This is a genomic window from Sorangium sp. So ce296, from assembly GCF_051529605.1.
GTDB lineage: Bacteria > Myxococcota_A > Polyangia > Polyangiales > Polyangiaceae > Sorangium > Sorangium cellulosum_D.
The window spans coordinates 5912373-5934912 of record NZ_CP150325.1 but is presented as its reverse complement, the minus strand read 5'-3'; the positions used below and the strand labels follow the sequence as shown (position 1 = coordinate 5934912).

The window sequence follows — 22540 nt, the reverse complement described above, 5'->3', positions numbered from 1 at the left end:
GCGCGCGCCGCCGCCCCCGTCCCGCGGGGCCGCGCGATCGTCGACCACGCGCGCGGCCATGCGGCGCGCTTTTGCGTCAGCTATGGAGAGGAGCCATGCACTACTTCCCCGACGAGCCCCACGTCCCCGAGCAGCAGCAGGCGACCGCCGTCATGCACCTCCGCTTCGAAGACGTCAGCCAAAACGGACGGGTGATGCTGGACGCGCTGCCGCACGGCCTCGGGCCCGCGATCTGGGTGAAGCTCCTGCGAGCGAGCCCCGTCGAGGCGCTGATGACCACGCAGGGGATCATCCCGATCCTCACCCGCCTCATCATCGAGGGCGGCGACGGCCCCGTCGCGGCGCGGGAGCCGCTAGCGCTCAAGGGCAGCTACCAGCTCGCGCGCACGGAGGACGCCGCGTCTGAGGTGAACCGGCTGATCCTGGCCATGTGGCTCTCGGCCAGCGCGCGCCGCAGCCGGACCTACGGCCCGCCGCCGCCCGGCGCCGGCGAGCCGATCCAGGTCGGCCGGGTGTTCGCGGAGCACGTGTTCACGCGGCCCTTCGCCGAGCCCGGCGCGCGCAAGGTGCTGCGCTTCGACGCGCCGGACCTGCCGCCGGTCCCGCCGGAGCGCTACGCCTGGCGCTCGCCGGAGGCGCTGATGGGCCTGCCGGCGGGCGCGGAGCCGTTCGACCCGGAGCCGACGCTGGATCCGATCCCGATCGCGTTCGGCCTGGATCACACGGACGGCAACCAGCACGTGAACTCGCTCGTGTACCCGCGGCTCTTCGCGGAGGCGGCGCTCCGGCGGCTCGCGCAGCACGGGCACGGCACGGCGGTGCTCGCCCGCAGGGTCGAGGTCGCCTACCGCAAGCCGTGCTTCGCGGGCGCGCGCGCGAGGATCGTGCTGCGCACGTTCGCGATCGACGGCGCGCTCGGCGCGCTCGGCGCGTTCGTGCCGGACCCGCCGCACGGCGCCGAGAGCGCCGCCCCCGAGGCGCGCGCGTACTGCTACATCCGCACGCTGTTCCAGGGCTGAGCGGGCCCCTCGGTCGAGCGGGGCCCCTCGCGGCCCCGCGCGCGACGGCCGGGCGCGCTACGCGCTCGCCGGGCGCGGGAGGCCGGCGCGATCGGCGATCTCGTCGTGGAAGGCGCGGAACGTCGACTCCTGCGGCCACGACGGCGCGTTGGCGAGCAGCTCCCCGACGCGGGTGAGCTCGCCCTCGTCGATGGCGATGACGGCCGCGGCGTAGCGCATGGCCCAGAAGACGAGCGGGCTGACCTCGCTCGCGCGCTCCAGGAGCGCGCGGTCGCCCGGCACGCTCGTGTGCGCGAAGGCCCGGGCGAGCGCGCCGGCCGCCGCACGCAAGGTGACCACCCGGTTGCGGAAAGGAGAGCTGACGTTCGGGAGCGGGAGGCGCTCCAGGCGACCGGCGCGCTCGAGAGCCGCGTCGCGATCGCCCTCGAAGGTGTAGAGGAGCGTGTCCAGGAAGAGCCGGTGCTCGAGCGCCGCGTCCCACGCCGGCCCCCGCTCGGCCGCCGCCATGGCCGCCCGCGCCTTCTCGACCCAGCCGTAGGCGGCGAACGCCGTCGCCGTCATGAGCGGCGCCATCGTGGCGGGGTGCGGGATGCGATGCAGCGTCGGCGACCAGCGCTGCAGCACCGAGCGCACGTCGCCCGAGCGGAGCAGCCGGCGCAGCTTGCGGCGAGCGAGCCAGCGGGCCGCCGCGAACGCGAGGACCAGGCCGAGCACCGCCGCCATGATCACCGGCTGCTGCCAGGCGAACCGGAGCGCGGCCGCGGCCAGCGCTGCGGAGCCGGTGAAGAGCAGCACCGGAATCAGCCGGCTGCTCCGCCCCTCGTCCTCGGAATCGAACGGATCCACGACACCTCCAAGCGTACGGGGCTTCCCGAACGAGGCAAGTCCCGGGCGACGCGCGCTCCGGCTCCACCCACCCCGCCATCCTCCCCCCCGCCATCCTCCCCCCCGCCATCCTCCCCCCCGCGCGCGCGGGGGGAATTGCGCTCCGACTGCATCCGGATGGCCCTCGGCGGAAGAACGCGGGGAGGCAGGCCCTCGGGCGTTCGTCGCGCGGCCGAGACGCCGTGGCGCTCACGAGCGCGTCACGGCGCGCTTCATAAGGCTCGACACGGCGCCGAGGTTCGACTACGTAGTCCGTGCGTCAGGCGAAAGCGCCTGGACCTCATGGGTCCGCCGACAGCGCGCCGTGAACCCCGCCAGGCCCGGAAGGGAGCAACGGTAGCGGAAAGCGGGTGTGGCGGGCCCACTTGCTTTTTGTGGGCTCGATGCGCTCCCGCACCCACCTCGGGCGCGGTCGCGGAGCCCGGTGCCAGGTCGCTGCCGCGGGCACGACCGGCGCATCAAGGCGCTTCGAGCGCCGCCGGCGCGATGGGCGCGACGGGCACGGAGAAGAGCGCGTCCGGGCTGGTCGTGATGCGCGGGACATCCGTGCTCCGCAGCGGGCTGACGCCGCCGGCGGCCAGGCGCTGCTGCACGATGCCCGCCTCCTCGTCGCCGCCCTCGAGCGTGATGGCCCCGAGGCGGCTGTCCCGGCCGACGTCGCCGTCGATGAGGATGCTCGCCCGGCGCGACGGCTCGATGGACGGGTTGATGGACTCGAGCCCGTTGCCGCTGAGGACGAGCCCGTGGATCGCCGCCTGCGCCCGCTCCTGCCAGCTCACGCCGTCGCCCACGACCTCCTGGGCCTGCTCGCCGCTCGCGCTCACCACCGCCGAGTCGGCGAAGGTCCCGGCGATGCGCATGCCGTCGATGATGATGCCGCGCGCCTCGCCGCTCATGCCCAGGCCGATGGCCCTGTTCTTCTCGAGGACGCCCCCGCGGAGCGCGACGGGTTGCTCCGGCGTCGTGTTCTGGATCCAGATCCCGGGCTGGTTGCCGCTCACCTCGAACCCCGCGCCGTCCCCGCCGATGGCCGCGCTCGCGCCGTCGATCAGGAGACCGAAGCCGCTGTTGTCGGCCACCTTGAGGGACGTCGCCTCGAGGCTCGAGCAGCTGGACACGGAGACGCCGCCGCTCGGGTCGAACCCGGTCAGGCCGTTGCCGCTCACCTCGACGCGGGACAGCGAGGCGCGCGCCCCGACGAGCGACACGCCGACCACCTTGTTGTCGCGGAGGACCGCGTCCTCGACCTCGAGGTCCACCGTCGCCTCGCAGTCGCAGCCGCCGGTGCACTGCGCCCACAGCCCCGGCCCCCGCGAGCCGGAGACGACGGACCGCACCACCGAGACGCGGTCGGCGTCGAACACGCTCAGGCCGTAGCGCGCCGAGCCCTCGATCGCCGCGTCGACGAGGTCGAGCGTCGCGCCGAGGCCGACCGTCACGCCGTCGGCCGCGCTCCCGGCGACGCGCACCGCCTCGATCCGCGCCCGCGCGCCGGCCGCGACCACGACGCCGCCCTCGCCGACCGTGAGCCCGCGGAGGACGGCGCCGTCGCCGGCCGCGAGCGAGACCGCCGCCACGGTCACGGAGCCGGCGCCCCTGCCCAGCAGGCTCACGCCGGGCGGCAGATCGACGGCGCCGTACGTGCCGGGGCCGAGCGCGATGCACGCCCCGGGCTCCGCCGCCGCGGCGGCCGGCGAGAGCGCCGCGGGGCTCGCGACCTCGATCACCTCGGCGCAATCGACGGACCCGGCGCAGAAGTCGCCGCCGCAGAGCGCGCCGGCGGGGACGCCGATGCACGCGCCGGAGGCCGTGAGCGCGCCCGGGCACGCGCCCTTCGTCGGTTCAGGGTCCGACGCGCACCCGAGCGCCGCCGGGCCGAGCGCGGCCATGGCGGTCAAAACGAGAGCTGCCTGATTCCAAGCCTTGATCATGACGAACGTCTCCTGCGCGGCACGCCGCGCTGCCCAACGAGAAGAGGCGCGGCCCCTCAGGACCCCGCGAGCACCGCGCGGCACTCGCGCGCCCGCGCGGCGAGCTCGCCCTCCACGAAATGCGCCGCCAGCGAGGCGGAGAGCTGCGCGACGGCGGCCTCGGCGCGAGGGCGCGTCGCGGCGTCGCGCAGGCCCGCGCGGCAGATCGTCGCGAGGCCGAGCGCCACGTCGGCGAGGTACACGCGCCCGCCGCCCACCTCGGCGAGACGCAGCGCCGCGCAGCCGGACTCGAGCGCCTCGCCGACGTGGCCGACCGCGAGCAGCGCCGCGGCCAGGTTGCGGTACGCGTCCGGCAGGTCGGCGCCCGCGCCGGCCTGCTCGCCCAGCGTCACCGCGCGCCGCGCGTGCTCGAGCGCGGCGCGCGGGCGCGAGAGCCGGAGCTCGACCTCCGCGAGGTTGTTGTGCCCGGAGGCGATCGCCTGGAGATCGCCGAGCCGCTCCTTCAGCGCGAGCGCGCGGGCGAACACCTCGCGGGCGCCGCCGAGGTCGCCCCGCGCGAACAGCACCGCCGCGACGCCGTTCAGCGCGAAGCTCAGCGCCTCTGGGGACGCGCGCTCGTCGACCGCGCGCGCGGCCTGGCGGTAGCAGCGCTCGGCCTGCACCAGCCGGCCGCGCGAGTAGAACACCGTCCCGAGCGCGAGGAGCAGCTGCGACGCGGCCTCGCGGCGGCGGCCGTCGCCGGGCGGCAGCGTCGCGCAGACGCGCAGGCTCCGGAGCGCGACCGCGCGGCAGGCGTCGAGATCGCCGTCGCGCCGGTGGAGCGCCGCGAGCAAGCCGACCATCGGGAGCGCCTCCGGGGCGGCGCCGCCGCGCTCGGCGAGCGCGATCGCCCGCTCGACGAGCGCGCGCGCCTCGGCCGTCGCGCCGCGCACCTTGAGCGCGAGGGCGAGGCGGTAATCGACGCGCGCGTCCCAGAGCAGCGCCGCGCTCGGGTCGCGCGCGGGCGGCGCGGAGGCGCGCCGCTCCACGCGGAGGATCCGCGCCCGCGCCTCGTGGTACGCGCGCTCCGCCTCGTCGAGGCGGCCTGCCCGCCGGAGCGCGTCGCCGGCGTCGAGCAGGAGCCCGGCGCGCTCGTGACACGCGAACAGCCGGCGCTCGCCGCCCGCCGACGCGGCGCTCGCCTCGGGGCCGCCCTCGGCGCGCGCGTGGATCTCCCGGGCGCGCTCGAAGTGGCGCAGCGCCTCGGCGTTCTGCCCGAGCGACGCCGCGCTCGCCGCGGCGCGGGCGTAGGCGAGCGCGGCGCTCCGCGCGTCGCCGCCGCGATCGTGGTGCAGCGCCGCGAGCGCCGCCCCGACCTCCCCGGGCCCCCGGGGCGCCGCCGACATGCCGTCGAGCCAGGCGGCGACCGCGCGGTGCATCGCGCGGCGCACCTTGAGGCTGAGCGTGTCGTAGGCGATCTCCTGGGTCGCCGCCTCGGCGAAGACGTACTCGCAGTCCTCGGGGAAGGTCGACGCGTCGCGCGCGCGGATGAGCTGCTGATCCCGGAGCCGGCGCAGCACGTCCGCGGTGCTCGACGCGCCGCCATCGAGCGGCGCGACGCCGCGGAGGTGGTCGATCGCGCCCTTCCAGAACGTCCTGCCGATCACGGCCGCCTGCGCCAGGACGGCCCGCGCCTCGCCGTCGAGCCGATCGAGCCGCGCCTGGACGACGCCCTGGATCGTCGCCGGCAGCGAGAGCCGGGCGAGCTTCTCCTCGTGCAGGATCCACGGCTCGCCGGCGCGCCGCTCGAGGGCGCCGACGTCGATGAGCAGGTACAGCGTCTCGGTCAGAATGAGCGGGTTGCCCTCCGCGCGCTCGGCCAGGGCGCGGACGGCCTCCGCGGAGCAGGGCGCGGCGAGGCGCAGGCGATCGCGGGCCATGTCCTCGACGTGCCGCCGCGACAGCGGGCCGAGATCGAGGCGCGCGTGGCTCGCCTTCCCCTCGCCCCAGTGCGGCCGCCGCTCGTAGAGCTCGGGCCGCGCGGCGCCGACGAGGAGCAGCGGCGCGTCCGAGAGGCGCACGACGAGGTCGTCGAAGAGGTCGAGGCTGGCGTCGTCCGCCCAGTGGATGTCGTCGAGCAGGACGACCACGGCCCCGCGCGCGGCCACGGCCCGCAGGAGCACCGCGGCGGCCGCGGCCACCCGCTTCTTGACGTCCGCACCGCCCTCGTCGGGGACGATCGCGGTCGCGGACGCGGCCGGCGCCGCGCGGCGCGGGCAGAGCACGGCCGCGATCTCGTCCAGCGCGTCCTCCAGGGCGAGCGGATGAGGCGCGCCGCCGGCGCCTTCGCCCGCGCCCGCTCCGGAGACGCCGGACCTGAGCTTGCGCAGCACGACGTCGCGCGCGTCGTCGTCCTGGACGCGGAAGTGGGCGCGCAGGAGCGACGCGGCGAGGTGGTAGCTCGCGTCCATCGACAGCGAGGAGCACGCCGCGCCGAGCACGACGCACGGGCCCGCAAGAGGCGGCGCCATCGACCGGATCTCCGACAGGAGGCGGCTGCGCCCGACGCCGCCCGCGCCGATCACGGAGACGAACATCGCGCGCCGCTCCGCGACGACGGTCTCCAGCGCCTCGGAGAGCCGCTGCAGCTCCGCCGTCCGCCCGACGAAGCGGGTGCCCTGCCCGAGGAAATCGGATCCGGCGATCGATCCGCTCGCGACCTTGAGGACGCGGAAGCTCGGCGCGTCGCCGCCCTGCGGCTCGACCTGGAAGAGGCCGGCGACCTGCCGGAACGTGGGCTGCGCGATCAGCACCGCGCCCGGCGCGGCGGCCTGCTGGAGCTGCGCGGCCGCCCGCAGGGCCTCGCCGGAGGCGTCGACCGGGGCGCCCGGCGCGGCCGCGCCGCTCACGAACAGCCTCCCCGTGCTGATGCCCACGCGCAGCCTCGGCCGGCACCCCGGCGGCAGCTCTGCGCCGAGCGACGCCGCGTCGATCGCGGCGAGCTCCAGCCCGGCGCGGACCGCCCGCTCGGCGTCGTTGTCGCTCGCGCGCGGCGCGCCGAACAGCGCGGAGATGGCGCCGCTGCCACGGCCGTCCACGACGCCGCCGAGGCCCTCGACCCGCGCGCGGACGAGCGCGAGGCAGGCCTCGCGGAGCTCGAGCTCCTGCTCCGGATCGAGCGGCGCCTGCCCATCGCCGCCGGCCACGATCTCCGCCGAGAGCACGGTGCAGACGCGGTGCTCGCCCGCCGGCGGCGCGGCCCTCGCGGCGCGCGCGGGCGCCGCGAAGGCCGGGGGCGGCGCTCGCCCCGGCGCGGGCGCGGAGGCGGCGTCCGGCAGCGTGGCCGAGAGCGCATCGGCGGGCCTCGGCGCGGCGCCGCGGCGCGCTTCCGGGACGCGCGCGAGCGCCTCGCCGAGCTCCCGCGCGTCCCGGAAGCGCGCCGCGGGCTCGACCGCGACGGCGCGCGCGATGACCGCCTCGAGCGCGGGGCTCGCCGCGACGCCCAGCCCCGCGAACGACGGCCGCCTGCGCGGGTCGACGGCGGCGAGGTAGAGATCGGCCCAGTCGCTCCCGTCGAGCGGCTGCTTGCCCGAGGCGAGCTGCAGCAGGATGAGCCCCAGCGCGAACACGTCGGTCCAGGGCCCGGTCGCGCCCAGCCTCGGGTTGAACTGCTCCGGGGCGCCGTAGAGCGGGGTGAACGCGTGCAGCGTCCGCGACGCCGCGAGCTCCTGCGTCGTCTCGGTCGCGGCCCCGCTGGGCGCCGGCGTCGCCGAGCGCGCCGTCTCGACGAGCGCCTTCGACAGCGGCATCGATGCGTCGATCACCTTGGCGATGCCGAAATCGACGACCTTCATCGTCGTCGCGCCGGGCGACCCGACGAGGAACAGGTTCGCCGGCTTGATATCCCGGTGCGAGACGCGCTCGTCGTGCGCCATCGCGAGCGCCGACACCGCCGGCGCGAGGAGCTCGATCGCCGCGTCGACGGGGTACGGCCCGCGCCCGGCGGCGCTCCGCGCGTCGATGTGCTGCGCGAGCGTCTCCCCCTCGAGCCACTCCATGACGAGGTACGGCGTCCAGTGGCCCTCCGGCGAGGTCGCCGCGGCGACGTCGAGCGCCTGGACGATGCCCGTCGTCCGGCGCGAGAGCCGGTGCAGCAGCCGCGCCTCGCGCTCGAACGTGTCGAGCAGCGCTCCCCGCTCTTCCAGCGAGAGATCCGCGGGTATTTTCAAGCACTTGACCGCGACCTGCTCCTGGAAGCCCAGGTGCGTCGCCCGGTAGACGACGCCGAACGCCCCCTCCCCGGCCACGGCGTCCACCAGCAGCTTGCCGCCGATGGTGCTGCCCACCCAGCCGAACGGGTCTCGCGCGATCATCCGCGCAAATTCTACCGCCCACGACGCCACGCCGGGAGCGCGCCGCCTCGGCGGGGCGACGATCGTCGCCCTGCGCCGCCGCCGGAGGTCGAGCGGGCGAAGCGAGCGCGACGGCAGTCGCCCTGCGCGCGCGTCCATGCTACGCAGCCGCCTGCAAGGCGCGCCCTCGGTCCTGGCCGCCGTCCTGCGCGAGCTGCCGCAACGGTCCCCGGGACGGATCGCACGCATGCAGTGGAAGGGCGCCCTCGGGCGCCCGGCGCGACTCTGGGGTGCGATGTGGCTGAGCCGGAGTTTGTTTCCCGCGATGGTGGCCCGCTCGAGGTCCTGATCATCACGCAGAGCTCGATGAGCACGCGGCAGCTGCCGGGCTCCGGGAGCGTCGTCCTCGGCAGGGACGAGGACGCCGGCATCTGCGTGCCGGACTCGTCGGTGTCGCGCCGGCACGCGGTGCTGCACCTCGGCCCGCCGCTCCGGATCGAGGACCTCGGCAGCAGCAACGGGACGCGCGTGCGCTCCCGGCACAGCAGCGCGGCGACCGAGCGCCTCATCGACGTCGGCAAGGGCGCGCCCGCGCGCGGCGCCGTCGAGCTCGCGCCCGGCGACGTGATCTACCTGGGCGCCGCGCGCGTCATCCTCCGGCAGAAGGACGGCGAGCGGGGCGCGCGCAAGGACGTCATCGTCAAGGACGACGCGATGCGCGCCGTCTACGCGCTGGCCGAGCGCGTCGCGAAGGGCCCCATCAACATCCTGCTCCTCGGCGAGACGGGCGTCGGCAAGGAGGTGCTCGCCGAGTCGATCCACAGGGCGTCGCCGCGCGCGGGCCGGCCGCTCCTGCGCCTCAGCTGCGTCGCGCTCTCCGAGTCGCTGCTCGAGAGCGAGCTGTTCGGCCACGAGCGCGGCGCCTTCACCGGCGCCGTCCGGGCGAAGCCGGGGCTGCTCGAGACGGCCGAGGGGGGTACGGTGTTCCTCGACGAGATCGGCGAGCTGCCGCTCTCGATCCAGGCCAAGCTGCTCCGGGTCATCGAGGAGCGGAAGGTGATGCGGGTCGGCGGCCTGACCCCCACGAAGATCGACGTCCGCTTCATCTCGGCGACGCACCGCAACCTCGAGGCCGAGGTGAGCCGCGGCGCGTTCCGGCAGGACCTGTACTTCCGGCTGAACGGCGTGACCCTCACCCTCCCGCCGCTGCGCGAGCGCCCCGGCGAGGTCGCGGCGCTGGCGCAGCTCTTCGCGGAGCGCACGGCGAAGGAGCTGTTCCCCAGCGAGGCGAGCGCCGCGGCCGTCCCGCTCTCGCCCGCGGCCCTGGCCGCGCTCCAGCGCCACAGCTGGCCAGGCAACATCCGGGAGCTGCGCAACGTGATCGAGCGCGCGGTGATCCTCGCCAACGGGGCGCCCATCGGGCCGGAGCACCTGCTCCTCTCCCCGCTGGCCGATCCCACCCGTCCCTCGCATGAGCCTACCCTTCCGGTGCAACCGTCTCAGGCGCCCGCCCCGGCGGCCGCGTCCCCGAGCTCCCCGCACGGGGATGCGAGGGGCGTGCCGGACGGCGCGAAGGGCGCGCTCGACGGCGCGGGCCCCGGCCCCACGCGGCTGCGCGACGCCATGGAGGCCCACGAGCGCGAGCGCATCGTCCAGGCGCTCGAGCAGTGCATGGGCAACCAGACGCGCGCCGCGGCGCTGCTCGGGATCTCGCGGCGCACGCTGGTGGAGCGCATCCGCGTGTACGGGCTGCCGCGGCCGCGCAAGGCCTGAGCGTCGCCCGCGCGTTGCGCGAGCCGCCGCGCAAATTGCGCGAGGGCTCGCTCGACCGCGCGCCGCCGCGCGCAACGCCTCAGGCGGGCGTCTCGCGCCGCGTGATCGGGGCGAGCTCGATCCCGAGCTCCGTGGCGAACCGGAAGATGCGCTCGTCGCGGTAGAACTCGCCGAAGACGACCCGCGAGATCCCCGCGTTCGCCATCATCTTGAAGCACCCCCAGCACGGCGACGCCGTGACGTAGACCATCGCGCCGTCGATCCGCACCCCGTTCCGCGCGGCCTGGATGATCGCGTTCGCCTCCGCGTGGATCGTGCGCACGCAGTGGCCGTCCTCGATGAGATGCCCCTCCTCGTCGCAGTGGGGCAGCCCCCGGATCGAGCCGTTGTACCCGGTCGCGAGGATGCTCTTGTCGCGCACGATCACCGCGCCGACGTGCTTCCGGTCGCAGGTCGCCCGCGACGCGACGACCTCGGCGATGCGCATGAAGTATTCATCCCACGAAGCCCGGTGAGTCATCGCTCGTCTCCACGGCGGGGATCCGCGCCCGCTGCCCCCTCGACGCCGATCGACGCCGAGGCTCCGCGCCCGCTGTCCCCTCCAGAATGTTCAGGGGTCCGCCCTCCGGTCCCCGCGCGAGGGGGCCCGGCGGCGCGCGCTCGCGGCCCTGGCCGAGCCGCGCCGCGCGCCCTGCGGGCGCTTCTATCACGATGTCGGGCGCCGCGGAGCCCCTCCCGGACGGGCGACCGCGCGAGGCGCCTCGACAGCGAGGGCCGCCGCGTGGTAGCGCGCGTGCGTGAGCTCCACTGCGAAACCACGCCGGTCAGATCGCCGCATCCTCGTGCTCGGCTCGGGGGGGCGCGAGCACGCCCTCGCGCGCGCGCTCGCCCGATCGCCCTCGGTCGCCGAGGTCGTCGTGGCACCCGGGAACGCCGGCACCACGGCGCAAGGCGGCCCGGGCCGCGCCCCGATCCGCCGCGCCGACCTCGCCTCGCTGTCGCCCGACGAGGCGACCCGGCTCGCCGTCCGCGAGCGCGTCGACCTGGTCGTCGTCGGCCCCGAGGCGCCGCTCTGCGCCGGCGCCGCCGACGCGCTCGCCGCCGCGGGCGTCGCCGTGTTCGGGCCGAGCCGCGAGGCGGCGCGCCTCGAGGGGTCGAAGGCGTTCCTCAAGGAGTTCGCCGCCCGCCACGGCATCCCGACCGCGCCGTTCCGGATCGCGCGCTCCTTCGACGAGGCGGCCCGCGTCATCCGCGAGCGCGGCGCGCCCATCGTCGTGAAGGCCGACGGGCTCTGCGCCGGCAAGGGCGTCGTCGTCGCGGCGACCGTCGACGAGGCGCTCGCGGCGGCGAAGGACATGCTCGTGGATCGCCGCTTCGGCGACGCCGGCGCGACCGTGATCCTCGAGGACGCGATCGTCGGCGAGGAGGCCAGCGTGCACGCCATCAGCGACGGGGAGGCGATCTTCGTCCTGCCGGCGGCGCGCGATCACAAGCGCGTCGGCGAGGGCGACACCGGGCCGAACACCGGCGGCATGGGCGCGTTCGCCCCGAGCGCCCGCGTCACCCCCGAGCTCACCGCCCGCGTCGAGCGCGAGATCCTCCGGCCGACGATCGACGGCATGCGGGCGGAGGGGAGGCCCTTCCGCGGGGTGCTGTTCGCGGGCCTGATGATCACGCCCGCGGGGGACCCCATCCTGCTCGAGCACAACGTCCGCTTCGGCGATCCCGAGTGCGAGGCGCTGATGGAGCTCCTCGAGGGCGACGTCGCCGAGCTCTGCGCGTCGGCCGCGGCGGGCGCGCTCGACCCCGGGGCGGCGCGCGTCGCCCCCGGCCGGCACGCGCTCACCGTGGTCCTCGCGGCGCGCGGCTACCCGACGGCGCCCGTGACCGGCGACGTCATCCGCGGCCTCGACGCCGCGGCCGCGGTCGAGGGCGCCTTCGTGAACCACGCGGGCACGGCGGAGCGGGACGGCGCGATCGTGACCGCGGGGGGGCGCGTGCTCGCCGTCACCGCCGCGGGCGACTCGCTCGCGGAGGCGCGGGAGCGCGCGTTCCGCGCCGTGAGCGCGATCGACTTCGACGGCAAGGTGCTCCGCCGCGACATCGGGGTGGACGGAGCGCGCGCCGCCGGGTGAGGCGCGGCCCGCGCGGCGCCGCGCTTGACCCTCGGCCGCCGGTCGTGCCTATCGTTTCACGAGGGCGCGCCACCGCCGCCCAGGCCGTCCGCCGGGTGCGCGCGGCGACGCGGCTTGCCGGGGAGCGCATCGGCCACAGAGAGACGGGGACAGAGAGACGGGGGGCGGCGCTGCGCCGCTCCCGACCCGAGAGCGCGACACCATGGAGCCCATCGTCGATCTTGCCCCGGGCGCGGAGGACAACGCGCTCGCCGCCCACTTCGGCCGGCTCATCCGCGAGCACCTCGGCCGCGACCGGAGGCGCGTGTCCGATTTCCGGACGCTGCGCGGCTCGGTGCTCGTCGTCGCGCAGGACACCGGCACGTCGATGACGATGCGCTTCGATCACGGGCGCCTCACCATCCACGACGGCGCCATCGGCATCCCCTCCGTCACGTTCTGCGGCGACGAGGCGGCGCTGCTCCGGCTTCCGGACATCGCGTTCCACCGCTGGCTGAGCCTCCCGAAGCTCGGCCTCCTGCACCGCCGCCAGAGCGGCCCCCTCCGCGAGCTCGCGCGGCTCGTGGCCAGCGGAGACCTCAAGATCTATGGCCTGCTCGCGCACCCGCGGCTCATCCTCACGCTGCTCCGGGTCCTCTCGAGCCACCCCTGAGGTCCGACCAGGCCGATCGCGCAGGGCCTCGTCGGTGTGATACTGTACGACGAAAGCGGACTTCGCCGTCCGCGTCCGACGGGCGTTCTTGTGGGCTTGCAAACCTTTGCAACGCGGCCCAGAAGCTGGCTTTTGACGGCCTGTTGGGCTGTTGGTATGGCTCGATCATGGGCATCCGATTGCGCTACCTCGCCCACGATCTCGAGGTGCCGCTCGGCGAGTTCTTCATCGGACGGAGCGCGGATTGTCAGCTGTCGCTCGACGACCCGCTGGTGTCGCGCAGGCACGCGCTCTTGACCGTCGGCGAGGGCGGCGTCGCGATCGAGGATCTCGGCAGCCGCAACGGCGTGCTCATCAACGGGACCCGAATCACGGGCCGCCAGATCCTGTCGGACGGCGACAAGATCGCGATCGGGGGGCAGGAGATGTTCCTGCTCGGGGCGATCGAGCCGAGCTCGACGCACTCGCCGCGGAGCGCGCCGATCTGGACCCGGCAGCCGAACGCGCGCACGGTCGACATGAGCGAGATGTCCTCGGGCGAGGACGACGGCGCGACGGCGATCGCCTCGCGCAGGTCGCTGCCCGGGCTGATCCCGCAGCACCCCGACAAGCGCGTGCACGCGCTGAGCCTCATCGGCAGCGTCGCCGACAAGGCGCTCGCCCTCGGGCGGGTCGACGAGGCCGAGCGCATCCTCCAGCGGTCGCTCAACGACATCCTCACCAAGGCGCGGGAGGAGGGCGTCGGGGCCGTCCAGCCCGAGCTGGTCGAGAAGGCCAGCACGTACGCCGCCCGCCTCGCCGCCGCCACCGGCCGGGGGTCGTGGATCAACTATATTTTCGAGCTGAACACGCGGCTCGAGCTCCTGCTCCCCGCCTACCTCGTCGATGAGCTGTATAGTGTCCTGCGCAAGGTGAAGGCCGTCGACATGTCCATCCTTCGTGGCTACGCGAAGCGGCTCCGCGAGCGTGCGGGAGAACGTACCCCGGCGGAGCGGTTCATCCTCCAGCGAATCGAAGGGCTCGAGCGCCTCGGCGCACTGAAATAGACCATGCCTTTCCGCCTCCGGTACTTGGCGCACGATTTCGAGCTCCCCGAAGGGCCCTTCGTGATTGGCCGGAGCGGCGACTGCCAGCTCTCGCTCGACGATCCGCTGGTGTCCCGGCGCCACGCCACGCTACAGGTGCGCAGCGACGGCGTGGCCGTGCTCGATCTCGAGAGCAGGAACGGCGTGTACGTGAACGGCACGCGCATCTCCGGCCAGCGCGAGCTGGTCGACGGCGACCGCATCATCATCGGCAGCCAGGAGATGCTGCTCTACGGCGGCGAGGAGTCGCGGCCCCACGACGCCTACGGGGTCGAGTTCCGGCGCGCGACCGCGACGCTCGGCGCGATGGCGCTGACCGAGATGCGCAAGATGTCGGACGACCCGACGGAGCTCACGAGCCCGACGGGCGACGGCGGCTCCAAGGGCTTCCAGTCGCTGCGCCTGCTCGCGAGCCTCGCCGACAAGGCGCTCGCGATGGGGCGGAGCGAGGAGGCCGAGCGCATCCTGCAGACCGTGCTGATCGACATCCTGAGCCGCGCGCGGACGAACGTGCCGCTGGAGATGCCGGCCGCGGAGCTCGCCGCGCGCTACGCGGCCCGCCTCGCGGGCGCGACGACCAAGGGCACGTGGGTGAACTACGCGTTCGAGCTCTTCACGATCGCGCGCCGCCCGCTGCCCGGCCCCGTCGTCGACGAGCTCTACACCGTGGTCCGCCGCGTGAAGTCGCTCGATATCCAGCCGCTCAGGATCTACCTCGACGACCTGCGCCGGATGGCTCCTTCGTTCGGTCCGACCGAGCGGTTCTTGATGCAGCGGATCGAGGGTCTCGAGCGGCTGGTCGCGGCGAAGTAGCCGCCTCGTCGTCCGGCGCCGCGGTCGCCGGCGCGGCGGCCCGCGGCGACGCGCGCGGGGCGGGCGGCGCGGCGTCGCGAGCGGCTGCGCGCGAGGTCGACCGAGAGGGCGACGACGTCGGCGGCGCCGGCGCCCGGGAGGGCTGCGGCGGGGCCGCGGCGGGGGCCGGCGGCTCGTTGCGAGGGCGCGCGCTCGCGCTCGCGCGCCCCTCGGCTTGCTGCCAGCCGAGGTTCCTCGCGGCGGCCTTCGCGATCGCGTCGCGCAGCTCGGGATCCGGGACCTTCCCGAGCTCCCGCCGCACCTCGGACGGGAGCGGCGCCTCCTTCGGCGCGGGGCGGACCTCCTCGCGCCACGGCGGGCGCGCGACCGGCTCCACCTTGCCGACGCGGAACCGGAGCGACTGCACCGCGAGGCCGCGCGCGCGGAGCTGCGCGGTGATCACGTCGCCGAGCATCGAGAGCTCCTGCGCCCACGTCGAGCTCGCCGCGCGCACGTGAAGGACGCCGCGCTCCAGCTTGAGCGGCCGCGCGCGCGCGGCGATCCGGGACCCGACGGCCGCCTCCCAATCGCGGAACGGCATCGGCGCGGTGTCGACCTCCGTCGGCGCCGCCAGCGACGACGCCCGCTGGATCAGCGCGCCCAGCCGCTCGATACCTCCGCTCCGACGCGACATGCGCGCCGAGCGTAGCAGCCCGACGGCGGCTTGCTCCGGCGGACCGCGGCGTTCCGACTCGCCCGACGTCGCGGACGGCCGGCCCCCGCCGCGCGCTGGCCCCGCCCCGCCGCCCTGCGACCAGGACAGCCGACGATCGATCGCAGGCGCCTCACCCCGCCGGAACGGCCCGGAGCCGCAAGCGCGCTCGCCCGCAGAGGACGAGATCCGCGCAGAGGCGCCTCGTCCAGGGATTCCGCATCGGTACCGAAGGTGGGACTCGAACCCACAAGCCCGTGAGGACAGCGGATTTTGAATCCGCCGCGTTTGCCATTCCGCCACTTCGGCTCAGCGCTCCGAGGAGCGTGCGCTCCGGGAACCGTAGATCACCCGGCGCGATCCTGGCAACGGTCGTCGACCGTCCGATCGCGGTCTGAGGGCGATCGGAGCGCGGTAGAGGCGCGGCGACGCGCGCGGGGGAGCGGCGGGCGAGGCGCGGCGAAGGCGCGCGGCGGCCGCGGATCGCGGCCGCGCGGCGCGAGATCACACCACGAAATCCAGCATCTGGAGGCGCGTCAGGTAGTCCTGGAGCGCGGCGGCGTACTCGTCGATCAGGAGATCGAGCCTCACCAGCGCGCCGTGATCGTCGATCGCGTCGATGGTCCCGCTCACCGGGATCTCGCGCGCGGGCAGGATGAGCACGCCGCTCCAGTGCGCGCCCTTCGCGGCGTCGCGGAGGCCGGCGAGGCGCAGCCAGCCGTCGGAGAGCTCGACCACGGGGACGAGCGCGCCGCTGTCCAGGCGGACGGAGCTCTTCAGCGTGTGCGCCGGCTCGACCATGTAGTGCGAGCGCCGGTTCTTCTCGATGAGCTCCTCGAGCGTCGCGCAGATGACCTTGCTGAGCGGCGTCTCCTCGCTGTCGAGCACGAGCTCGAGCAGCCGCTTCATCGCCCGCTGCGTGCGGATGAGGTTCGCGCGCACCTCCTCGAGCCGCCGCGCGTCGCGGCGGATCTTGCCGGCCACGACGTTGAGCAGGTTGTTGTAGAACGGGTAAGCGACGTCGCCGTGCCCCTCGAAGAAGTCCTGCAGCTCGGCGACGCCGATGCGCCAGATCTCCGAGGGCTGCGTCGTCACCGCGGTCGTCGTCCGCCGGAAGCCGGTGAGCGCGCCGAGCTCGCCGATCGGCGAGATGGGGCTCAGGCGGAAGCGCGTCTCGCCCCCCTCGAGCAGCGCGACCTCGCCCTGGACCAGGAGGAACAGGTGCGCCGGCGCGCTCCCGGCCTCGAAGAGCACGTGGCCGGACGGGACCTCCTGGCGCTGGAACGCCCTCATCAGCTCGTCGAGGTGGTCCTCCGTGATTCTCTCGAACAGGGGGATCGCGTGCAGGTCGGATGGACGGACCGCCATGGGGTGACACTCCTCTTCAACGTGGGTCGGGCTCCGCGTCCGCCGCGTTGCGAGACACGGATCCATGCGGCGCGCACGAGCTCGGCGTGGACCGCGGGAGGGGCATCCTACTCCAGGTCCCGTCGCGAGGAAGAGGGATGGCCGCCTCGCCGAGCGGCGCGCGCCCGCGGGGGAGGCCTGCCCCGCTGGCGGGATCGGGTGGGTGCCGGTAACGTCGCATGGGTGATGCCGTCCGTTCGTCAAGGGCTCTTCGCCGCGGTGCGCCTCCTGCCGCTGCGGCTCCTCGCGCTCGGCCTCGCCCTCGCCGCCGTCGCGTGCGGCTCCGCGCCCTCGGCGGCGCCGGTCGGCGTGGAGGCGCCGCCGCCGCCGAAGCCGCGCAACGCGGCCGCGATCGCGCAGTCGATCGCCGGGGGGAAAGTCTCGGTGCTCGTCTTCGCCGACCGGACCCGAGGCCACCCGATCATGGCGCGGCTCGCGGCGCTCGATCTGTGGGGACCCGTGCTCACCGGCACGGGGCTCGATCCGGAGCGGGACCTCGAGCGCGCCTTCATCACCGCGCCGCGCACGGACGCGGCCCACGAGGCGGTGATCGTCCTCGAGCACAACGTGCCGCCGGAGCGGCTGAAGACGGGGCTCGACACGCTCCTCTCGCGCAGCCAGCCGCCGGGCGCCGAGGAGAGCGGGCTCGGCGTGCCGGCCGTGCGCGTGACCCTCAAGGGGCACACGCGCGTGGTGGCGACCGTGGAGCCGAACTTCCTCGTGGTGCTGCCGGTCTCGCGGGCACGCGAGGCGCGGCGCTTCATCGGCACGGGCGGCTTCCCCGAGCCGGTCGGCGACGAGGCCGCGCTCGCCGCGGCCATCGACCCGGCGCGGACGCTGCGGGGGCCGCGCGAGGCGCCCCGCGTGCCGCCGACGCTGAGATCGCTCGAGGCCGCCGTGACGCTGACCAAGGACGGCGGCGCCACGGTCGCGCTCGACGGGGCGAGCCAGAGCCCTGAGGACGCCGCCCGCGACGCGGCCTTCCTCAACGCGGAGATCGAGCGCGCGACCTCGTTCCGCATCGCCGTCGTGACGGTCCGGGTCGTCGACCCGGTCGAGTTCTTCGCCGAGGGAGACCGGGTGAAGGCGAACCGGCGCGTGACGCCCGGGGAGATCGACAAGCTCTTCGCCCTGCTCAGCGCCGTGCTGCCGCGCTAGGCTGCCGCCCGATGCGACTCGTCAAGATCGGAATCGCCAACGTCAACGCGACCGTCGGCGCCGTCCGCTCGAACACCGACCGGTGCCTCGCGCTCGCCCGCTCGATGGCGCGCGACGACGTCACCCTGGCGGTCTTCCCGGAGCAGGTGATCGGCGGCTACGCGTCCGAGGACCTCGTGCAGTGGCCCGCGTTCGTCGCGAGCCAGCAGCGCGAGCTCCGCCGCTTCGCCGAGGAGACCGCGTCGCTCCGCACCGTGTTCGTCATCGGCGTGACCGTCGGTGTGGGGGGCGACCTCTTCAACGCCGGCGCGATCGTCCACGCCGGCCAGGTGCTCGCCTTCTCCCCGAAGGAGAAGCTGCCCACGTACAACATCTTCTACGAGGCGCGCACGTTCTCGCGCGGCATGCCGTTCATGGAGCTCGACGCCGACGGCGTGATCTGCGGCGACCGCATCCTCGCCTTCGATTTCGGGACGATCGCCGTCGAGGTGTGCGAGGACATCTGGTCGCCCGACGGGCCGATGCGGCGCCGCTGCTACGCGGGCGCCGAGATCGTCTGCAACATCTCCGCGTCGCCGTTCCGCGCCGGGGTGACGGGCACCCGGCGCGAGATGATCGCGACGCGCGCGGCCGACAACCAGTGCACCATCGCCTACGCGAACCTGGTCGGCGGCAACGACGGCCTCGTCTTCGACGGCGGCGGGTTCATCAACCAGAACGGCCGCCCGATGCTGGAGGCGCCGCGCTTCCGCGAGGGGTACGCCGCGGCCGTGGTCGACCTCGACCGGACGACGCGCTGCCGCCGCGAGGCGAGCACCTGGCGCAGCGACCTCGAGGAGTTCCGCCGCGCCTCCCCGCACATGGTGGAGGTCCTCCGGGCGACCGGGCAGACCGCGGACCGCTCGCGGCTCGCCTACCCCGCCCCGCCGCCGGGCACGACGCCGTTCCTGCCCTCGGCGGCGCTGCCGGCGATCTCGGCGCGCGACGAGCTGCTCGACGACTTCTACGAGGTGCTCGCGCTCGGCGTCGCCGACTACTACCGCAAGATCGGCGCCTTCAAAGGCATCGGCCTCGCGCTCTCGGGCGGCCGCGACTCGCTCCTCACGCTGCTCGTCGCCTGGCGCGCGGTGCAGCTCCTCCACCCGGGCCTCGAGGGCGAGGCGCTGCGCGCGCAGATGAAGGCGTCGCTCCACGCGTTCTTCATGCCGTCGCGCTACTCCAGCGACGCGACGCACCGGGCCGCCGCGCAGATCGCCGACGATCTCGGCGCCTCGTTCGCGGTGATCCCGATCGAGGACGCGTTCCCCCGGGAGCTCGAGGCCGCCCAGGCGATGGTCGGCGAGGGCCGGCAGCTCACCGAGCTCACGCGGCAGAACGTGCAGGCCCGCATCCGCGGCGGGCGCATGTGGAACTGGGCGAACACGAGCGGCGCGCTGTTCCTGCAGACGGGGAACATGAGCGAGAAGGCGCTCGGCTACACTACGGTGGGCGGCGATCTCGAGGGGGCGTTCAGCGTGATCGCCAACCTCCCGAAGACCGTGGTCATCGCGCTCATCGAGCGCCTCTCGCAGCGCTTCGGCTTCAAGGGGATCCAGCAGACGCTCGCCACGACGGCGGGGCCGGAGCTCGCCGAGAACCAGTCGGGGGAAGCCGAGCTCATGCCGTTCGAGGTGCTCGACGCGTGCCTCTACCTCTACGGCGCCGAGAAGCTCGCCGCCGACGAGCTGGCCGCCGCGCTCCCCAGCCTGTTCCCGGACAAGGACCCCGCCGCGCTCGCGGCGTGGGCCGAGAAGTTCGCGACCCTGTTCTCGAGATCGATCTTCAAGTGGGTGCAGTCGCCGATCGCGATCCACCTCGGCTCGCTCGATCTCGACCGGGAGCGCGCGCTGCAGCTGCCCGTGGTGCAGCGGACCGAGTGGAAGGGCGGCTGAGCCCCGCCCGGGCGCGCCCCGCGGCCGCCCTCGCCGCGCGGGGCGGCCAGCGCGTCAGTTGGGGGCCTTCTCGACCGGCGTCTGCGCCGCCTGTCGGCCGTCCTTCCCGTCGATCGGGGTGAGCTCGAGGATCTCGTGGCCCGGGGGCGCCGGCGGCGGGGCGGGGCGGATCGAGCCGTCGGCGGAGAAGCGCTCGAGCTCCTCGGTGACGCGGCGGAGGTAGCCCTGCTTGATGTGGAACGGCAAGAAGGCGCTCTTGAAGCCGGCCACGATGGTCGACTTGATCTCCTTCAGGCCGAATCCCATCTTCGTGTGGCAGTGCCAGAGCTCGTGCGACACCGTCGTGTCGGTGACGAGCCGGTTGTCGGTGTTGACGGTCACGCGCAGCCCGAGGCTCTGGTAGAGCTTGAGCGGGTGCGAGGCGAGGTCGCGCACGGCGCCGGTCTGCACGTTCGAGGACGGGCAGCACTCGAGCGGGATCCGGTGATCGTTGATGTAGTGGAGCAGGCCCCCGTCCTCGCGCAGGCGGCAGCCGTGGCCGATCCGGTGCGCGCCGCAGACGTGCAGCGCCTGCGCGATCGACTCGGGGCCGTAGGCCTCGCCGGCGTGGATGGTGCAGTTGATGTTGTTCTGGCGCACGAGCTGGAACGCCGCCTTGTGGTGCTTCGCCGGGTGGTCGTACTCGGCGCCGGCGAGGTCGAACCCGACCACGCCGCGGCTCTTGTAGGCCACCGCGAGCTCCGCCATCTCCAGCGACGACTCCGGCGAGATGTTCCGGATGCCGCAGACGATGACGTTGCTCTCGATGCCCAGCGCGTCGCGCGCCGCCCTGAGCCCCGAGAGCACCGCCTCGACGACGCTCGTGAGGCGCAGGCCGAGGCGGGTGTGCAGCATCGGCGAGTAGCGGACCTCCATGTAACGGACGTTCTCGCGCGCGGCGTCCTCCGCGAGCTCGTAGGCGACGCGGTAGAGCGCCTCCTCGGTCTGGAGGACGCGCAGCGTGATGTCGAACGCCTTGAGGTACTCGACGAGCGAGCCGCAGTTCTGGCCCAGGTTCATCACCCGGCGCAGCTCCGACGGCTCGTACGTCGGGAGCTCGACGCGGTTGCTGCGGGCGAGATCGATGATCGTCTCGAGGCGCAAAGAGCCGTCGAGGTGGACGTGCAGATCGGTCTTGGGTAGTTGCCGGAAGAACTCCAGCGGGAGCTTGCCGGCTAGCTCGGGATGATCACTCATGAGCTATTCTGTCACCCGCCGACCGGCCGCGAAAGGCGGCGGGCGGGCGCGGCGCGGCTTACGGTGCCGCCGCCGCCGCCGATGACGGGGGCGGCGCGGACCCGCCCGACGCGCCGCGCGAACGATCCCGGCTGCCCACGACGACGGCGGCCGCGGAGACGCCGAAGAGGGCGACGAAGAGCAGCGGGAGCGGCAGGCTGAGCGGATCCCCGGCGGCCTCGCGCCGCAGCGCATCGCGGAGGCGATCGGGGTTGTAGCCGACCACGAGCCGCCGCCCGACGTAGGTGGCGGGGAGCCCGCGCGCCTCCATCCGCCCATACAGCGCGACGTCCGCGTCGATCGTGGCCTGGGTCTCCGGCGCGGCGAGGCAGGCCTCGAAGTCGGCGGGGAGCCCGAGCGGCGCGAGGACGGAGGCGACGCGGTCGTCCGTGAGCTTGCCGGGCGACGCGCTGTAGAGCAGCGCCGCGGCCTGCTCGCGCTTGTCCGGGGGCGCGCAGACGTAGGCCTTCGCCGCGGGGAGCGCGCCGGGGTGGCTGGGCAGCGGCACCATCTTGCGCACGTGGCGCAGCCGGTCGCCGTAGGGCTCCTCCATCTGGCTCAGCTCGGGGTGGAGCCGGCGGCAGAAGGGACACTCGAAGTCGGTGAAGGCGACGACCGTGATCTTGCCGGGCTCCTGCAGCGACGCGAGCTCCGGCGGGAGCGGCGGGATGACCGGGTAGCTGCCCCAGAGGAACGGCAGGCCGATCGCCGCGACGGCGGCCGCGCCCCACACCGTGGTGCCGGGCAGCCCGCCCTGCGCGGCGCGCTCGAACGCGGCGCGCGGCATGCGCCACGCCTGCCAGGCGACGAGCGCGGACGTGACCGCGGCGGCGATGGCCGCGACGTCGACCGCGACGCACCACGCGCAGAACGCGCCGATCGCGAAGGCCTGCAGGCCGAGGAGCACCGTGGCGGCGAGGCCGCCGGCGGCCGAGGCCGCCGCGATCGCGACGTGGTGCCACCGCTCCCGCGCGAGCAGCGAGGCGGCGAGGAGCGTGCTGAAGGCGGCGAGGCCGAGGTTCGGCAGCGGGACCCCGAGCAGCCGGCTGTACGGCGACACCCGGACGGCGAAGCAGCCCGAGCTGACGCCGCAGAACGCGGGGTCGCCGGCGTTCTGGTACTCGACGACGAGCGCCGCGCTCGCCGCGATGGCGACGAACAGCGCGAGCCGGAAGAGCGTGACGACGAACCGGGCGCGCCCGGCCTGCGCCTCGCCGGTCGAGGTCGCGGGCCCCGCCGCCTGAGTCGCGGGCCCCTCGGGGCCGGCCCGATGCGCCTCCGAGGATTCACGCGCGTCGCGTCTGTCGCGCGCCGGACGCACCGCGAAGACGTTGCCCCTCCCGGCGAGGAAGACGAGGAGCATCAGCGCGAGGAGCAGGGCGATCGAGTTCAGCAGCATCGGTCCGTGGCGGCGCCAGAGGCGTGGGTTCGAGGCATACCGGACCCGGGCGGCG

General features: G+C 74.7%; 16 protein-coding genes, 1 tRNA gene and 1 other RNA gene. 9 read left to right on the top strand and 9 right to left on the bottom strand.

All coding sequences use genetic code 11. The features are described 5' to 3' along the window. The first annotated feature begins 95 nt into the window (after positions 1–95). A complete protein-coding gene (locus tag WME98_RS22105; protein ID WP_437953075.1) occupies positions 96–1019 on the top strand; it encodes a hypothetical protein in 924 nt (307 codons plus the stop codon). Between the two features lie 57 nt (positions 1020–1076). Here the strand turns inward: WME98_RS22105 and WME98_RS22100 are convergent, their stop codons facing one another. Next, positions 1077–1865 (bottom strand): hypothetical protein, encoded by a 789-nt coding sequence (locus WME98_RS22100; RefSeq protein WP_061626241.1) that lies wholly within the window; start codon positions 1863–1865, stop codon positions 1077–1079. 319 nt (positions 1866–2184) lie between these two features. Between WME98_RS22100 and ffs the strand changes: the two genes are divergently transcribed. Continuing rightward, an RNA gene (gene ffs / locus WME98_RS22095) (signal recognition particle sRNA small type) lies at positions 2185–2274 on the top strand. 88 nt (positions 2275–2362) lie between these two features. Here ffs and WME98_RS22090 read toward each other — a convergent pair. After that, positions 2363–3835: a hypothetical protein gene (locus tag WME98_RS22090; protein ID WP_437953074.1), complete on the bottom strand. Its 1473-nt coding sequence runs from the start codon at positions 3833–3835 to the stop codon at positions 2363–2365. A gap of 56 nt (positions 3836–3891) precedes the next feature. Continuing rightward, positions 3892–8187, bottom strand: coding sequence for a protein kinase domain-containing protein (locus WME98_RS22085; protein WP_437953073.1), 4296 nt, complete (start codon positions 8185–8187; stop codon positions 3892–3894). 345 nt (positions 8188–8532) lie between these two features. Between WME98_RS22085 and WME98_RS22080 the strand changes: the two genes are divergently transcribed. Then, complete coding sequence (locus tag WME98_RS22080) at positions 8533–9939, top strand: sigma 54-interacting transcriptional regulator (protein ID WP_437953072.1); 1407 nt, start codon at positions 8533–8535, stop codon at positions 9937–9939. 79 nt (positions 9940–10018) lie between these two features. Here WME98_RS22080 and WME98_RS22075 read toward each other — a convergent pair whose 3' ends face one another. Continuing rightward, positions 10019–10459 (bottom strand): deoxycytidylate deaminase, encoded by a 441-nt coding sequence (locus WME98_RS22075; protein ID WP_437953071.1) that lies wholly within the window; start codon positions 10457–10459, stop codon positions 10019–10021. Positions 10460–10781: 322 nt separating this feature from the next. Here WME98_RS22075 and purD point away from each other — a divergent pair, with 322 nt between their 5' ends. From purD to WME98_RS22055, 4 genes are all read left to right on the top strand, one after another. After that, on the top strand, positions 10782–12074 hold the full coding sequence (gene purD / locus WME98_RS22070; RefSeq protein ID WP_437953070.1) for a phosphoribosylamine--glycine ligase: 1293 nt from the start codon (positions 10782–10784) through the stop codon (positions 12072–12074). A gap of 202 nt (positions 12075–12276) precedes the next feature. Then, positions 12277–12726, top strand: a complete 450-nt coding sequence (locus tag WME98_RS22065; protein WP_061626905.1) for a hypothetical protein — start codon at positions 12277–12279, stop codon at positions 12724–12726. A 167-nt stretch (positions 12727–12893) separates the two neighbouring features. Further along, on the top strand, positions 12894–13772 hold the full coding sequence (locus tag WME98_RS22060) for an FHA domain-containing protein (protein ID WP_437953069.1): 879 nt from the start codon (positions 12894–12896) through the stop codon (positions 13770–13772). A 3-nt stretch (positions 13773–13775) separates the two neighbouring features. Continuing rightward, on the top strand, positions 13776–14624 hold the full coding sequence (locus WME98_RS22055; protein WP_061626907.1) for an FHA domain-containing protein: 849 nt from the start codon (positions 13776–13778) through the stop codon (positions 14622–14624). On the opposite strand, the gene WME98_RS22050 is transcribed toward WME98_RS22055, so the two are convergent. The 3 genes from WME98_RS22050 to WME98_RS22040 form a co-directional block, all read right to left on the bottom strand. Beyond that, positions 14515–15297, bottom strand: coding sequence for a DUF721 domain-containing protein (locus WME98_RS22050; RefSeq protein WP_437953068.1), 783 nt, complete (start codon positions 15295–15297; stop codon positions 14515–14517). The genes WME98_RS22055 and WME98_RS22050 overlap by 110 nt on opposite strands. A gap of 244 nt (positions 15298–15541) precedes the next feature. Continuing rightward, a tRNA-Leu gene (locus tag WME98_RS22045) sits at positions 15542–15624 on the bottom strand. A 195-nt stretch (positions 15625–15819) separates the two neighbouring features. Then, positions 15820–16683, bottom strand: a complete 864-nt coding sequence (locus tag WME98_RS22040) for a Crp/Fnr family transcriptional regulator (protein WP_061622455.1) — start codon at positions 16681–16683, stop codon at positions 15820–15822. Between the two features lie 225 nt (positions 16684–16908). Between WME98_RS22040 and WME98_RS22035 the strand changes: the two genes are divergently transcribed. Further along, positions 16909–17880 carry a hypothetical protein gene (locus tag WME98_RS22035; RefSeq protein ID WP_437953067.1) on the top strand — a complete coding sequence of 324 codons (972 nt, stop codon included), beginning with the start codon at positions 16909–16911 and terminating at the stop codon, positions 17878–17880. 11 nt (positions 17881–17891) lie between these two features. After that, a complete protein-coding gene (nadE, locus tag WME98_RS22030) occupies positions 17892–19811 on the top strand; it encodes an NAD(+) synthase (RefSeq protein WP_437953066.1) in 1920 nt (639 codons plus the stop codon). Between the two features lie 54 nt (positions 19812–19865). Here nadE and add read toward each other — a convergent pair whose 3' ends face one another. Together add and WME98_RS22020 are read right to left on the bottom strand one after the other, a co-directional pair. Beyond that, entirely contained in the window at positions 19866–21047 is a 1182-nt protein-coding gene (add, locus tag WME98_RS22025) for an adenosine deaminase (RefSeq protein WP_437953065.1), read from the bottom strand. Between the two features lie 58 nt (positions 21048–21105). Next, positions 21106–22485, bottom strand: a complete 1380-nt coding sequence (locus WME98_RS22020; RefSeq protein WP_437953064.1) for a vitamin K epoxide reductase family protein — start codon at positions 22483–22485, stop codon at positions 21106–21108. Positions 22486–22540 lie beyond the last annotated feature (55 nt).